General features: G+C 46.6%; 14 protein-coding genes. 5 read left to right on the forward strand and 9 right to left on the reverse strand.

Going from position 1 to position 15,138, the window contains the following annotated elements; translation table 11 throughout:
• Positions 1-61 precede the first annotated feature (61 nt).
• Positions 62-1,243 (forward strand): DUF2252 family protein, encoded by a 1,182-nt coding sequence (locus DOM22_RS13255; RefSeq protein WP_142700839.1) that lies wholly within the window; start codon positions 62-64, stop codon positions 1,241-1,243.
• Here the strand turns inward: DOM22_RS13255 and DOM22_RS13260 are convergent.
• From DOM22_RS13260 to DOM22_RS13270, 3 genes are all read right to left on the reverse strand, one after another.
• Positions 1,240-1,896: a hypothetical protein gene (locus DOM22_RS13260; protein WP_142700840.1), complete on the reverse strand. Its 657-nt coding sequence runs from the start codon at positions 1,894-1,896 to the stop codon at positions 1,240-1,242. The genes DOM22_RS13255 and DOM22_RS13260 overlap by 4 nt on opposite strands.
• Before the next feature lie 166 nt (positions 1,897-2,062).
• Positions 2,063-2,785: a GTP cyclohydrolase I FolE gene (gene folE / locus DOM22_RS13265; RefSeq protein WP_142700841.1), complete on the reverse strand. Its 723-nt coding sequence runs from the start codon at positions 2,783-2,785 to the stop codon at positions 2,063-2,065.
• 61 nt (positions 2,786-2,846) lie between these two features.
• Positions 2,847-3,521 carry a PilZ domain-containing protein gene (locus tag DOM22_RS13270; RefSeq protein ID WP_168196653.1) on the reverse strand — a complete coding sequence of 225 codons (675 nt, stop codon included), beginning with the start codon at positions 3,519-3,521 and terminating at the stop codon, positions 2,847-2,849.
• Between the two features lie 80 nt (positions 3,522-3,601).
• On the opposite strand from DOM22_RS13270, the gene DOM22_RS13275 reads away from it, so the two are divergent.
• Both DOM22_RS13275 and DOM22_RS13280 read left to right on the forward strand, forming a co-directional pair.
• Positions 3,602-4,774, forward strand: coding sequence for a hypothetical protein (locus tag DOM22_RS13275; protein ID WP_246845636.1), 1,173 nt, complete (start codon positions 3,602-3,604; stop codon positions 4,772-4,774).
• A gap of 8 nt (positions 4,775-4,782) precedes the next feature.
• The gene (locus DOM22_RS13280; RefSeq protein ID WP_142700843.1) at positions 4,783-5,574 is read left to right on the forward strand and encodes a hypothetical protein; all 792 of its coding nucleotides are present in this window, start codon (positions 4,783-4,785) and stop codon (positions 5,572-5,574) included.
• Between the two features lie 2 nt (positions 5,575-5,576).
• Here DOM22_RS13280 and DOM22_RS13285 read toward each other — a convergent pair whose 3' ends face one another.
• The 5 genes from DOM22_RS13285 to DOM22_RS13305 are packed head-to-tail and all read right to left on the reverse strand — an operon-like array spanning position 5,577 to position 10,944.
• Positions 5,577-6,092, reverse strand: a complete 516-nt coding sequence (locus DOM22_RS13285) for a YceI family protein (RefSeq protein WP_142700844.1) — start codon at positions 6,090-6,092, stop codon at positions 5,577-5,579.
• A 21-nt stretch (positions 6,093-6,113) separates the two neighbouring features.
• On the reverse strand, positions 6,114-7,112 hold the full coding sequence (locus DOM22_RS13290; protein WP_142700845.1) for a cytochrome c: 999 nt from the start codon (positions 7,110-7,112) through the stop codon (positions 6,114-6,116).
• The gene (locus DOM22_RS13295; RefSeq protein WP_142700846.1) at positions 7,109-7,792 is read right to left on the reverse strand and encodes a hypothetical protein; all 684 of its coding nucleotides are present in this window, start codon (positions 7,790-7,792) and stop codon (positions 7,109-7,111) included. The genes DOM22_RS13290 and DOM22_RS13295 overlap by 4 nt, the downstream gene beginning before the upstream one ends.
• A gap of 6 nt (positions 7,793-7,798) precedes the next feature.
• Positions 7,799-9,523 carry a hypothetical protein gene (locus DOM22_RS13300; protein ID WP_142700847.1) on the reverse strand — a complete coding sequence of 575 codons (1,725 nt, stop codon included), beginning with the start codon at positions 9,521-9,523 and terminating at the stop codon, positions 7,799-7,801.
• Entirely contained in the window at positions 9,520-10,944 is a 1,425-nt protein-coding gene (locus DOM22_RS13305; protein WP_142700848.1) for a hypothetical protein, read from the reverse strand. Before DOM22_RS13305 ends, DOM22_RS13300 begins: the two co-directional genes overlap by 4 nt.
• 133 nt (positions 10,945-11,077) lie before the next feature.
• Between DOM22_RS13305 and DOM22_RS13310 the strand changes: the two genes are divergently transcribed.
• Positions 11,078-11,941, forward strand: a complete 864-nt coding sequence (locus DOM22_RS13310; RefSeq protein ID WP_142700849.1) for a hypothetical protein — start codon at positions 11,078-11,080, stop codon at positions 11,939-11,941.
• A gap of 208 nt (positions 11,942-12,149) precedes the next feature.
• Here DOM22_RS13310 and DOM22_RS13315 read toward each other — a convergent pair whose 3' ends face one another.
• Positions 12,150-12,707 (reverse strand): transposase, encoded by a 558-nt coding sequence (locus DOM22_RS13315; protein WP_142700850.1) that lies wholly within the window; start codon positions 12,705-12,707, stop codon positions 12,150-12,152.
• 724 nt (positions 12,708-13,431) lie between these two features.
• On the opposite strand from DOM22_RS13315, the gene DOM22_RS13320 reads away from it, so the two are divergent.
• A complete protein-coding gene (locus DOM22_RS13320) occupies positions 13,432-15,138 on the forward strand; it encodes a DUF2785 domain-containing protein (RefSeq protein WP_246845637.1) in 1,707 nt (568 codons plus the stop codon).

Here is a 15,138-nt window from a genome sequence, read left to right on the forward strand (position 1 = left end):
TAAACTGCATGTGTCCTGGTCTGAATCTTGATCTAACAAAGATCAGAATCAGGAAGGGACCATGCAAACGAAATTAACCACGGCTCTATTCACGACCGTGCAGAACATTTTGACAGCCTTTGCCCTATTGGCGCCACTGGCTGCTAATGCCCAAGGCCCTTCCTGTTCCAGTGTCTTTACTGGATCTGACGCCCCTCCGATTCGCCTTCAAATTGATGGTTCTTTTAGAAAAGCCCCGGGCGGCACATTTATGGCTTTTCGCTCAAATGCCCCTCACTATTGGAACTGGCTTCGCGAAAACAACGTCCCCATCATGAGTGCCCGCGGCATCGTCACGGGGGACCCCCACATCCTGAATTTCGGAGATGTGCAGTTGAAAGAGGGCGGCGCAAAATTCGGCTTGATTGATATCGATGATGCGGGTGTGAATGCGCCCCTGGCCGGCGACCTCTTACGCTATTATATCGGAAATCAAATCTCACCCTATAAAGTTGCATCCAAGGACTTATTCAAAGCCTACGTGGAAGGTCTTACAGGCAAGAAAATGAATAAGCCCCGCTATCTGGAGAAGGCCCGCGACAAAGCTGATCGTGATTTTAAAACTCTTCAAGAAAATCGAATTTCAAAACTAATTTCAGACAATACGTTTGCTCCCGACTCGGGACTAACTGCACTTGAAAACTTTCCTGCCGACGTGCGCACACTGTATGAGCAGTCACTGGAAGTTTTTAAAACCGAGATGACTGGATACAAAATTCTGGATGTGGGTTATCGCACGAAAGAGTCTGGCGGAAGTCAGTACCTGCCCCGCTTTAATTTCTTAGTTGAAAAGGGTAAAGAACGACATATCTGGGAATTCAAATTAGAAACCACTCCTGCGATCTCGCTGTTCGTGCGTCAGCCTGATGCTCAATCCAGATTCAATTATGTCGTTAACGTTTACCGTCCATCTGAGCCCCTGGGTCCTTATCGTTTTGTGCAAGCCGGAGAACACACCTTCTTGCTGCGCGAACGCATTTTCAAGTCCACTGATTTGGATCCGGCACTTATCGCCTCAGATAAAGATGTGAAAGACGGAAAAGAGATGTCGCTCTTTATCGCGAATCGCATGGGACTTGCCCACGGCTCGCAATCGAGTGCCACAACTTTGTTGTTTTACCTTGAGCAACCGGGCGCCTTTGAAAGCCTTAACGCCCTGGCGAATCAATACATCAACACACTAAAAAAATTGAATAACGATTAATTAAAGACTTGCTTGCAGGTGCCGCCGCCAAGGTACAAAGCTTTGCTGCCGATTTCGAATTGAAATTTGCCGCTGCTAAGTTCAGCTTCCGTAGCGTTAATCACGGTTGATTTTCTGAAGGCTGTCTTTCCTGATCTAACAGTGATCTTGAATTTTGCAGCACTTTCTTCCAAGTCGGCACCGCTCCACTCTTGTTTTAGATTTTTCACAGGAATTCTGTAGGTACCAACCTTGGTCAGCGTGAGCTTACCACCGCCTCGGCTCTCAGAGCCAAAATTAGCTGTGCCCAGGCCGTCCCACGCAAGCACTTCGCGTGCGAGAGTTCTTTTAAGTTCTTCGGCATTATTGATATTTCTTTTGTGCTCGGAAAGGTCTGCTTGCGATGACATTCCTGATTTCACCGCCATCGCTTCAACTTCGTGACGAATATAGGAATCAAGCTCTGCGATCTTTCGGTGATTCTCTCTGTGCTTCACCATGTTTTCATCAACCACAGGACTCTCCGGCACGACATCGATCGTGACCGTCACATCTGTCGTCTCTAAAGAGTTCAAACTTAAACGCAGTTCTCCGTTTTCAATACGCGCTTCCATCGCCGCAAAAGATACGTGGGGAATAGCCAAAACCAATAAAGCGCAAAGAAGCTTGTTCACAGAAAAACCCTCTCAAATGTTAATCAGTTCGAATACATTGCTTATAGAGCAAATGACCGGCCAACATTTGGAGGAATACTTGAGTCTTAGAACGAATAAGGGGTGTTTCCAAGAAACACCCCTGTCAAAGTTCCGTTAATTGTCAGTTTGGAAAAATAAAAAAGGACTACTTCAGACGGCAGTGGTGAAGGAATTCTTCACGTGTCTCAGGCAAGGTTTTAAAGTGCCCACGGACATCAGACGTCGCTGTCGTGCTGTCAGTATCTTCGATACCTCTCATCATTACGCAGTAGTGTTTGGCGTTGATGTGAACAGCCACGTGGTCCGTATCCAACACATATTGCAAGCAATCAGCAATCTGTTTCGTCAGACGTTCTTGTACCTGAGGACGACGCGCAAAGTATTGAACGATGCGGTTGATTTTAGAAAGACCAATCACCTTTTTGTAAGGGATATAAGCCACTGTCGCAAAACCATCGATTGGCAACAAGTGGTGTTCGCAGAAAGACAGACATTTGATATTTTGCACCACGATCATTTGATCGTAGTTCATCTTGTTGTCGATCACTGTCATCTTAGGGAATTTGTGAGGATCCAGACCACCGAAAACTTCGTTCACGTACATCTTAGCCACACGCTTCGGCGTATCCGCTAGACTGTCATCATTCAAATCCAAGCCCAATACTTCCAGGATCTCGGTGAACTTTTCGGTGATTTTTTCGATTTTTTCTTCATTGCTAAGACCGTTATCGATCATTGGCGTTGGACGAACGTTGTCCAAAATATCTTTGGTACTTAGGACATGTTCGATTTCAGAATCGACAACTTTTTTTAGAGCCTTTTTGCCAGCACCCTGCTTAGTGATTTTTTTAGCTTTTGCTTTACTCACGGTGGTTCCTATCTTGATGAAATTCTTATGCCCTAAAAGCGGTCCTCAAGGAAGGGAAAGGTTAAACACTTTGCAAATTTTGACTGATAAGCCACTGACGAATCTGCTCTTGTTCATGGTCAGAGGTATCGACGAAATGGACTCGGATTTCGCTATGGCCAACAGCGATGACTTTGGCCTGACAAAGGATGCCGTCGATATCAGGAACCTCTACAGACAGCCTCTGGCCGACTTTAAACTTCTCTCGCGCTTGAAATACGGCGATGCGGGCCCCCGTATAGGACAAATCCAGGGTTTTACACTGATCCTTGCCCCCCAAAACAACGGGAATCCCCACATAATAACGATGGGCTGTTTGCCCCAACCAATGCTGGCGGCGATCCAAATCAGGGGATCTGGCAAAATACAGCCAGGCAATTCCGGCAACTACGATGGAGCTTACGATTTTAAAAGCAAAGGCCTCTGTCGCCAAAGGTGGCTCCTGAAAAAACATCAGATGCGAAAGATTGATCGCGATAAAAAGAGCGCACAGAACCAGGCCAACCAACCATAAGAGCTTGTGACGAATCAAAAAACTGACACCCGCCGCAAACACGACAAGCCAACCGATGATTTCAAGAGGCACAGTGGAGCCCGTGTGCATCGTGGTAAAATCCATGACTGGGATCACCATTAAAATAAATGCCGCTGGCACAATCACCCATGGACCGTGTGTTATTCCCACTGTTTTTCTCATAGCTAACTTATCGGCATCACGAATGTGGGAATACAGTTTTTTTGTTGCTTCCCCGGCTGTTCTAAATAGACTGTTTAACTGTGAGACATCTATTAAAAATACCATTTCTTATTGGCGCATTCTTAGTTTCAAAACAAGCCATGGCCTATCCTGATTTTATCGGATACGGTTATTCCTCTTGCATTACCTGCCACTATAATGGCCTTGGTGGCGGAGCTCTGAATGACTATGGAAGAGCCCTCTTTGCGACGGAAATCACTTCTCGCTCAGTGTACCCGGCCTCTATGGATGAGGAAGCTATTGGCGCCAGCTCTGGTTTTTTAATTACGCAGCCTTTGCCTTGGTATTTCCGTCCCGGCATTAAATATCGCGGCCTTTATTTTCAACAAAATCCCAATGGCTCAAACGAAGTGAACAAATGGGTGAACATGCAGCGCGATTTCAATTTAAATTTCTTCTTTGATAAAAAGCAGAACTTGGCGCTGATCACAACAGCTTCCTATGCGGATTTCGATATTCCTGAAACGACGATCGATAAATGGACGATGTACGCGAAAGAATTCTATTTGCGCTACAAACAAAGTAACAACCTGTGGTGGTATGCCGGTCAAATGGATAAAGCCTATGGTATTCGCAACGTGGATCACACGGCGGTGAACCGTTTCCCCGCAACGGATGTGGGCTTAAATCAATACGGTCAAACTTTGGGGGTGATGGCGCACTTCACTTATCCGACCTGGGATATCGCCGTGAATCCGTTCTTTGGAAACGTCTATACGGTGCCTGAGAAACGTCAAAAAGGTTTCTCCGTCGTGGGTGAATATCAAGTCTATGAAAAGTTTAAAGTGGGCGGATCTGTTTTAGCGTCAGAATCTGATGAAACACGCTGGCGCTTAGCCGGTGCGACCGCTCGCTGGGGACTTTCAAAGGGAAGCTCCCTTTTGGCAGAGGCCGGCCTTAAAGAGCAAACTCGCAAAGGCTCGAACTCAGATCCTGTGCTGGGCTCTTATGCTTGGGTGCAATCGATGGTCGCTATCGCACGCGGGTATAATATCTTAACGACGATCGAACAATCCCGAGACGACATTCAAAGTTCATCGGCTGAAAACTTGAAATACAGTTTTGGTCTTTTGGCATTTCCACTCCCCCGCACGGAATTCCGTTTGGGGCTTTCGAATGGAAAAACGAATTTGGATGGAACCGGTGTGGATGATTCCTGGGCCCTGCAAACGCAAGTGCATTTATCTTATTAGGAGCGCAAATGGGTAAAATGAAAATTTCAATCTTGCTATGCCTTTTGCTGACAAGCTCTTTAGCTTCTGCTCAACAACCTAAAGCCAACGGTAAAACGCGCATTCCTGCACAATCAACAACTTCAGAAAATACGACTCCGACCACGCCAGCGACTACAACTGCGACCGAAGGCTCAACGACTTTTGAAGACACTGCGGAAACACCAGCAGAAGATGCGACGGCGATCAATCCTGACGCTGAAACCGACTCAAATCAGGTTGGCGTCACCACCGCTCGTCCGCGTGGCATGCGCCTTCCCGTACAATCTGTGTCTTCTTGGGCGGCGGGTGTGACGACACTTCAGTGGAACGAAATCCTAACGGTTTCTCAGCTGGGCACGACGACAAAATCCAATATGAACTTTAATGGTGTGGGTCTGATTCTGCAGAAGGAAACATACTATCTGCAATGGGGATGGAACGTTGGCGGTATGCTAGCAGCGGGACGAGCGAACAGCGGGCCCTTTGCGAACGATGTGAAAATTGAACGCCAGGGTTTTACGATGATGGCCCTGACCCCGCGTATTTTCTGGCGCCTGACGAACAGTGTGAATATTGGTGGGACAGCGATGATTTACATCCGTAACATCGACCTTCCGACTGGTAACGGCGTAGAAATGACTGCAGGACGAAAAAACAATGCGGGTTTTTTGGCGGATATGAATTTAAGAATTTTTAAAACGTGGGATTTCTATCAAGCAATAGGCCCCATCAATGATGGAGCCTATCTTTGGAAAGTCGGCGTTAATTACCGCTTTTAAAACTATTTCTTAGGAGCTGCTTTTGGTGCTGCCGCTGCGGCACCGACTGGCACTTCAACGTGAACTTTCACGTCGTCTTCAGTTCCTACACCCATGTAGTTAACATCTTTGATACCGATATCAGAAGCTTTCACAACGAATTCAGCTTTCAACAAGCCACCTTCAACTTTGTAAGTTCCTTCAACATTCACTGGCTTGTTTTTGATATTGATTGTTGCTTTACCCTTGCCACCTTTACCAGTAGCAGTCACCAAAGTTGCAGTTGGGTATTTATCTGTCTCAAGGTATTTTTGAGTGTGCTTATCACGAAGATCAACGCCCGTTTTCAAGCTCTTCATGTTAACAACGATGTTTTGTGCTGAAACTTCATCGCCTTTAACTTGGGCTGTTCCTTTAATTTGATTTGTTTTCGCCTTGAAATCCCCCATTGGATTCAAAGTCACATCAAACACGACAGACTGTGCAAACGCACTAGAAACACCCAAAGTCACCATTGCTGCTGCAATAACCAATTTCATTAATTTCTCCCATGGTTTTATTTACTGAATGTTGGATATCCAATCATACACAGCTTGCAACTGAGTTGCACTCACTGTTGTACCATTGTCTGGCATATTTTTTGTGCCACCACCCTGGGAGCCTTTCATTCTAAAATAAAGCGACGAACTTAATGGTTGGCCTGCCTTAACAAAACCCCGGGTGATCATACTGGCTGCGGTCATATTTGAGAAATCTCCACGAGTCGAGCCCGCCCCATGGCAACTTAAACAGGAGGAATCAATAACAGCTTTTGCTGCTGCCAATTTTGTATCCACAGTCGATCCCGTCGAGCCACTGGAGTCGGCAAAAATAGCCGGGTCAAACATCACCTGACTCACGGAATTTGTCGTACCAATTAAACGAGACAAAGAGTTGAGTTGAGCATTATTGAGACGGTCATTAAAAAACATGTACTCATAAACCATCCCACCCGTTGTTCCAGCAACCAAAGTCTTGGTTACAAACGAAAACTCCTGAGGGCTTCCTGTTTTTGTAATTGTCATCGTCTGCACAATCCCATTCACTAACAATGAAAAGTCGTCAGGCTGCGCACCAGCTCGCAAGGCAATGACCATGCGTGTGCCCGTCGATGGAAGATTCACCGTGGCTTGAGCACTGTTACCGGCAGAAAAAGTACGACTGACTGTGATCTTGCCACTCGCAACAGAGACAGCCGTCTCCTCGGCATTCGCACTCCCAGAATAAGCGGTAAAGATCTTTCCGGTCATGGTACGATCTGCAGCGAAAACATAACTAAGCTTATCAGCCCCCGTATAGGCTTTATCGACTTTGCTGGGCTGACCTTGTTGATACCAACGCACCAAAGGACCACGAGATGGATCCGTCAGAATGGGAAGCTCCTGAGCATCCAGGTAGCTTTGTCCGCTTGCTAAAGAAGCCGATTCAAGAATCGCTTGCTGGACCGTGAAGTCACTGCAATTTTGAAACGAAAAAACCATCAGCGGGAGACCTAGAATCGGTACCCATTTCATTTTCATAACTGCTCCCATCCACTGGATTCACAAATCGCCAGAATCAAATATCTCCAGCGGTCAATACCAGCAATCGAAGGATTTTTTTCGTACATCATGCGATCTGAAGCCACAAGGCCTTGAATCAATCCTGGGTCCGCATCATCGCCGCGATAAAACTGACCGAACGCCAACTCAATGGAGGTTGCTGTTGGAGCCGAGCCCACGACACTGACTTTGCTGACGAAATTATTCACGAAAGTATTATTGGACAAAACAGTCTGACAGGCCTGTGACTTAAAGGCTGCTCGCAAAGTGTTTGTGCCTGTGTTCATTGGCGCAAGAATAGTCCCGTTACAATCATTGACACCAGTTTTGATGTCACATGGATAGCCAAATGCGGAAGTCTTGTTCTTAAACCATTGATTGGTGATATTTGTTAATGTCGTTTTTTCAGCCGCAGGGGAAGATGACGTTAGAAATATATCTTCAAACAAACTCGTCATGTAAACGCGATTCACCAGTAACGGAGATTGCGTGGAGGCTGCGGCCACGGCATTACCCGGATGCTCAGAACCCATGCTGTAATCCATGTCTCCAGACAGCGAAGAAAGTTCGAATGGCTGAGCACAGTTTTGAAAGGCTTGTGTTAGAACCAATCCAATTGTTAAACCTGCAACTGTGAGTGTGATACGTTTATTCATCATAGCCACCTAGACAACCTTCGGCATACCCACCAAGGATGTGATAACCCCGGTGGACTCGTTAAAGGAAATCATGGCAGGAGCTGTGTTCTCCCATGGATTCGATTCAACCCGCATCAAGCGTGACAAAGTCGACGTCGCCGAAGCCGTTGAAGGAACACCACTTAAGTATCCGCTGATCGCGGCTCCGTAACCGTTGGTACCATTACCTGCATTCTGACGTAAATTACCGATCACATACGGCCCGTTTTTAATGGCTCCCGAAAAAGCGCTCGTGACCATGCACGGATAACCATGCCCTGAGGACTGACCACTCATTGCTGCATTTCGCGCAAATTCTGCCGAAACCTGAATCACGGATTCCGACCACATATTTGCACCCGTGGAAGCTCTGCGAACCGTTTGCAAGCGATCGCGCATTTCCAAAATACCAGCCAAAATTCCTGAATAGAAGTTATGAGTCAGCAATAACGCCGTATAGGCACCGGTGTTGCCGTCCATGTCTGTATGCGAGAACGCCAGGTTCCCACCATTTACGAAAAGATTATTTACATCATCACCCGCGATGTAACTTGTGCGGATGCGAACGTTATTAAAGTTGCTCGTTCCAACTGAAACGGAAGCCGTCAGCTCTTTTGTCAGACAGTACTCTGCCAATGCCAATTGCTGATAGAAATCGTTATAGGTCAGAGCCGAAGTCATTTCACGCATATCAAAATCCGGAGCCAGCGTGAAATTTCTTTGTAAATTAAAACCACCACTGTTTACAAAACCGAAAATACCGAATTGTCCCGCAGGACCTGCCATTGATGAAGGAGTGACAGGCGCTTCAGAGATACCCTGGATCCCAGACATGCGAGCGGTCCCCTCCACCGCATTTTTATAACGATTCACAGCTGCATCCCAGAAACCATCGATATCGCTGATACCTTGTTTCATTTTTACTGATGCATTTTCAAGATTCTTGTTCAGTGTTTCCGCACCCAAACGGTTTGAACGAGCGTAGGCCTTTAAGTAAGACATCGCGTTTTCATAGGCGTTTTTATAAGCCTCTTTACCCGCCGTGGTCGTTGCAATCGCTGAGGACTGCGCAAAACCCGCCATCAACTCTCGCACATAACCTGAACCCACTTGGGTTCCCGCCTTATTATGCGAAGACGTAAAGCCGACATTGTTATTGCCCGTCATCACACCCGCAAACAAGCGTTCTGAAGAGTCCGCCAATAAACCATTCAAGCTTGGCAGTCCCGAAACCGGAACCTGCACCAGCAAGGCATTGGTGTCATGCCCGTCAAAGGCTGAACCAAAACCACGCATCACCATCATGTTATTTAACGCATCCGAGGCATTACGATTCCCACCCTGGCCATTTTTAATCGGCAAAGAAAAGATATGCGGGACATTCAGACCATTGTATTTAAAAGTTTTGTAGGCAAGCCCTGCGACTTTGCCACCACTGAAATTAAAAGCCGTGGAGACATAGGGATTCGTGACAATGTTATCCCCGTCATAAATTTTAACCCACTGGTCAAAGGAGTAACGCATCGGTCCTCCATTAATCCAGATGTTCAACAAAAAGCGTGGATCTGATTCTCCCGTCAAGGCTTCAGCACGAGCTTGTTGAATAAAGCCAGCACCAATTTTCATTGCTAGCGATTCCACAATGGAAGCTGATAAAACAGTTCCACCCAAAATCATCCCCTGCTTTAAGAATTCACGACGATTTGATCTCATTCGCTCCCCCGAGGATTAAAGGTGGCTTTATTATAATAGTTCGAGCGTAAAATCGATTCGACTAACTTTGTTAACGACTGCGTTTGGGAAAGTTCTTTTCCCAAAGTCTCCACAAACTTGCGGTCTTCCACATCCCGTTCAGTTAAGGCTTTGTTGAGAGGTGCATTTGCTGGATCCGTTCTGTCGTACAAAGACACATCGATACCCGTGAAATAACGGAAGTATTTTTTAGCTGCGCACTGATAATATTCCGGAAGCTCGGTCAAGCGTGCGCCCATCTCTTCAACGTTCGCGACATCGCGATTGATCAAGGTTCCATTGTAATAGGAACGAATCATCAGCTTACCCGTTGGATTTTGGCGATGATAACCGGCCACGGCCGTTGCCGACCAGGAATTTGCAACGGTTGCTCCCACAGTGAAATTACCCACCATGATAGATTTTTGCACATTGCCCTTCGCAGTTTCCGCCACCACCCAGTTGCGTGCGGTGGAAGCAAACTGATCCATCGTCGCGTGACAAGTAATACAACTTCCAGCACGACGGAATGGAACATCAGAACCGCTGCTGATGTAAGCCTGAATATCGCTTTCACGTAATGCTGGCAGCGAAAAGCAAAGCATGTTTTCCAAAGTCGTCTTGGCCCATTTGCGCGGCATTTTTAGAGCGCCGTCAAAAACCTGTCCCTTACTGTGACCGACATTCAAAAGAAAATAAGCTTGCTGACCCAAAATACCGCCACCCAAGGCGCGGTGAAGATCGATGCCTGTTTGTCCATCTACTTGCGTTGCTAAGCCCAAATTAGGTACGGAGTAATTCGCTAGAATCAAAGCCGAAGATCCCGGCACGATTCCAGAAATAAGTCCAGTTCCGGAATAAGGAGCTGGGACCACCGACGTCGAAGAAACGTTTCCTGCCGCATCTGTTTGTGCCAATGCAAACGTTCCCGTTGTTCCACGGACGGGTGCATATTTAACGGTGCCACGAAGGACATTGGAATAAAGCAAATCCGAAAACAGCGCACGAGTCAGAGTTAAAGCTGGCGTTGTCATCTCGATAAAGTCATTGGTATTGCTGTCGAATTCGTTTTGATAACCAGATATTTGGTCCTGATTGGCTGTGGGAAACCACGTGCGGTGAAATTGATAGAAGTTATTGAGAACTCTCACGCTCTCGGTGTCATTGACTGCTAAAGCTCCGCTGCTCGCAAGCTTACCTTTATTTAAAAGGGCGATGCAGGCATCAATGGCTTTGGTCTTGCCAGCTTTAATACTTGCCATAACGGTGCTGTTGGTTGGGACAGGGAGTCCTGTGAGCTGAGCATAGCAACGGGAATAAATCGCTTTCTCTGAAAGCGCATGTGCTGAATGAGAATATACAATGACCGCAATAAGCGCCATTGACCCCAGGAATGACTTCATTTTTCCCCCATTTTTAGTTTCGGTCACTTTGAGATTTTTTGTATATATATTTGCAAGATTCTCGATCTGAGACACACAAATGATGTTAGACCAGCTGATTAAGATTTTCCCAAATTGTGTCGATAGGTTGCGTATGAAAACACTGATTGCAACTTTGATATTACTAAGCCTGTCTATCAACGCGAACGCAGCCAAGGTTACTAAAGTATCTGGCGGTAAAGCGCTTATCGATCTTGAAGGCGACACAGCTCTTGTTGGCGACCAATTTTTCGTCATCGATAGCAGCGGCAAAAAACGCGGCCTTATTCAAGTTTCAAAAGTTCAAGGCGGTCGAGCTATCGCAACGATTTCAAAAGGAAATGTAACTCCAGGTACGACACTTCAGCGTTATCAAGGACGCATGAGTGCCGCTCCAAATGAAGTGAACTCTTCAAGCGGTGGCTCCACGACGGGTGGCGGTAAAAAAGCTTGGGGTTTGATGGCGGGCATGGTGAACAGTTCGATGAATGTGAAATCTTCAACAGCTTCCATGACGATGAGTGGCTCAAGTTTCAACCTTGTTGGTTACTACCAAACTTATCTTGATAAAAACATCAGCGTTAAAGCCTTGGCAGGTTACGAGACTTTGAATGTGACTGGCACTGCTCCATCGGGTTGGTCTGGTGGTACTTGTGCCGCTGGTTCAAGCTGTACAGCCGATATCGGTTATTTGGGTATGAATGTTTTGATTCGTTATTCGTTCGCAAGAACTAAAACAATGGAATTCACGGCCGGTGGTGGTTTGGGTTTCCTGTTCGCGATGCAAAAATCTTCAAACGTCTTGGACACTGCTAAAATCTCTACGAACCAAACAATCGTAGGTACTTTGGGTATGGACTGGCACTTGGACAGACGCACATATGTTCCAATCCAATTCGACTATGCAATGTTCCCGGACAACAACACTTCCAGCGCCACACAAATGATCTTGCGCGCGGGCTACGGTTGGAAGTTCTAAGCCGTTCTACAACAGAATAGCTTCATCGAAAAACCTCGCACCAGCGAGGTTTTTCTGTTTCTAAATCTCGAGTTCCCAGTCGTACGGAAAACTGCTGTCCGGCTTATTATCCATATCCTGCTCCCGTCCCTAGGTCATACCGGCACCCCTTCCGCGATTTGCTTCCGGTCAATGTACACGCCCATGTATTCCGTGAGAAATTTGTCACTCAACTCCAAAGTTCCTGCAGTTGCTCTAAACTGAGCCCCCGCAAACGAGTTTTCGAATAAGATCGACCTAAAGCCTCCAACTCATTTAGTTGAACGTAATCCCGAACAACCCGATAGGCCTTGTAGCCTCTGATCACTCGGGAAAACGGTCGATACCGCCACACTTTAACCCCTTCATGTTTCCGGCTGAAGGTATCGGTCAACACCTGCGCAAACTGCCCCGCCACCACTCGCAAGAAACTTTGCAACAGAATCCTTTTCCCCCGCACTAGCAAATGCACATGATCGGTCTGAACTGAAAACTGTTCGATTTTCACACCGAACTTCCGAGAATATTTTTTTAATAACGAATTCATCAGTGAAAAGTGACGAGGTTGGCGGAGTCCGTTTTTCACAGCCGTCTTGTTAACTTTAAACACGATATGCAATGGATCTTTACTTGAAAGAGGTCGCGCGCCCCGCCCTTTTGAAGACTTTCGCAAAACACCCCCATGACAATGACGATGTTTCCAGTGAGTGTTTATTCCGGAAAATGCCTGTTGTTTTTCTCGCTTCATTGCTACTCCCCCGCTGTTGAAGCATCATGACCGATACCCCCAAACGCCCAAATTAGAGTGCAAAACCAAGACGAGAGTGAGTTGAACCGTAACGACTGTCAGCAATAACAAAGTCGAATATCGGATATCTGATTCAACCTAGCCGAAATTTGCTTTCGCGAAAAAGATACAGCGATGATGGATGGATAGATGGATAGATGGATGGATGGATGGATGGATGGATGGATGGATAGTTAGATGGATCCACCATCGTACGGAATTTGGTTTTACAGGATTCAGAGGGGGCCAGCTCAGAGCCAGTGGGCCATGCCCCGCTCGTCTCCCCGGGGGTATCGGTCATTGCAGTTAATAGTAATTCATGACCGATACCCCCAGAACGACCTTGATTCAGTGGAGCACGTGAGTAAGTGAGTGAGTTTAAGTGTGTGTGTGTGTGTTGACCGATACCCCGAAACCCCGAATTCCGTATGGAAATTGGGGATTGGGATTTGGGATTGGGATTTGGGATTGGGAAAATATGCGGGGCTTGCTGGAGTTCGTGCGAGGAGGTGTCGGGGGTATTTTTGAAAAATGGGTGCTAGCGCTGGCTTTGAAGGAAATACCCGAAGTGTCAGGACTCTAGACATAAGTTAACCAGCTGTTTTCTTAGGGACACACTCTATTCGATCTCAGTTGGACCCCCTCTTGCATTGGCACAGGCATCTCTTTAGCGATGAGGTTTTCTGTGCTTCGAAAGACACCTAAATTATTTCTGCCCATGATCCTTGGGCTTTCCGGTCTCCAGGCACATGCCATGGATGCGGATCCTTACATGACCCAAGAGCATTTGCTGAACAAAGCCGTGCAAGTTCATGTCACCACACGTGGGATGAAATACTTTGATTCGGAACTCGCAAAAATCCTGGGCAACCTGGGTGTGAATATTGACGAGGGGTACTTCCCTGCTTTGTCGTACACTTTCGAAAAGCCGATCAATCCGGATGACTTTGCTAAAGACAATCCTGAAGAAGTGAAAATGTATAAACAGGTTCGCGAGCTTTTGACAAAATGGCTTGTGGGCTTTTCACTCAACGATCACCGCCCGACAATCGAAATCGGCGAATCAGGATACATTGCTAAATTCTCGCGCTTCTCTTTGGTGACAGATCAAAAGTTAATGGAAAAACTGGGCAAGCGCGAAGGTGCGATCCTGGCGATTGAACTGGAGATCAAACATCTGACGCTGGGAACGAACTCCGTCAAAGTCTGGGATATCAACAACGAATTCCTGGGTAAAGTGGGCGCTGAAGAAGTGAGCCTTTCTGCGGGTGATGCTAAAAACCCACTCAAAGTGCGTTTGCCGTTTTACCTGCGCATGAATGCATACGGCGCGTTGGAGTTCGAAGCCCTGGATGTTGAAAACAACTTGGACTCTATCCCCGTCAGCCTTCAGTACAAAAAACTTTTGGTTCCGCAGTTTGCGATCGAGATCAACGGTAAAAAGTTTTTGTTAAACAATAAAGAAATCGACAAGCTTTTCACGGAACAAGCTCCAGCAATTCTAGAGTCTGTACGTAAGAATTTGGGCGACTTTGCGCGCAACCAATTGCCCGCGATGCTAAATGAAAAGGCCAAAGAGTTCTTAAAAGGTAATTTGGACCAGGTCCAAAATATGGTACCACCGGGTAAAGAACCGAATGACACTCGCCCTGATTTCAAATGGGGTTTGCGCCTCCAGAATATTGGCTTGAAAGAGTCTTTGAATATTGAGTTGGGCGCTTACGCCGAAGACCCCGTGAATCCCCGCAGTTTGCCTCGCCCCGAGGACAAATCCCGTGGTCTTGTCACTTGGGGACTGATCCCACAAACGAAGTATGACATCGGTTTGAGCCTGGATCGTGGCCTGATAAACCGTATTTTGCAGCTTTCCTTTGAACGCCGTAATTTCGAAAAGATCGCCATGTCAGATGGTTCCACTTTGAGAATGATGGCGTCTCCTTTGATTGACTATGTAAAAGCACCAGTTGCGATGCCAATTAAGGACAGCGAAACCTGGGTTAAATTGCGTGTCGCGGTGGAAAACAAGCCAGACTCTATTTTCCTGAAAGAGAAGATCGTTGTTGAGTTCGATATTATTGCAAAATTGCGCCAAATGGCGGATAAGACCGGCATGCAGCTTGTGCTGTATTCCATCGATCCAGACAGTATGGCGATGGACGATAAGTACTTTTCAATTGCTGGTAAGCTTTTGAAAGGAAAAGTTCGCGACGGTATCAAAGATAAACTTCGCGAACAGTGCGCAGGATGGAAATCGAAAGAGGAAGCAATTCCTGGAGCTTTCCCTCTGCCACCGGAAATTTTAGGTATTAAATTAGATATCAATCGCGTACTCATGGACCCCAAAGGTCATTTAGTAATGTATCTGAACTACGCGAATGCAGGAGCGAAGTAA

Source organism: Bdellovibrio sp. ZAP7 (genome assembly GCF_006874645.1).
Lineage (GTDB): Bacteria > Bdellovibrionota > Bdellovibrionia > Bdellovibrionales > Bdellovibrionaceae > Bdellovibrio.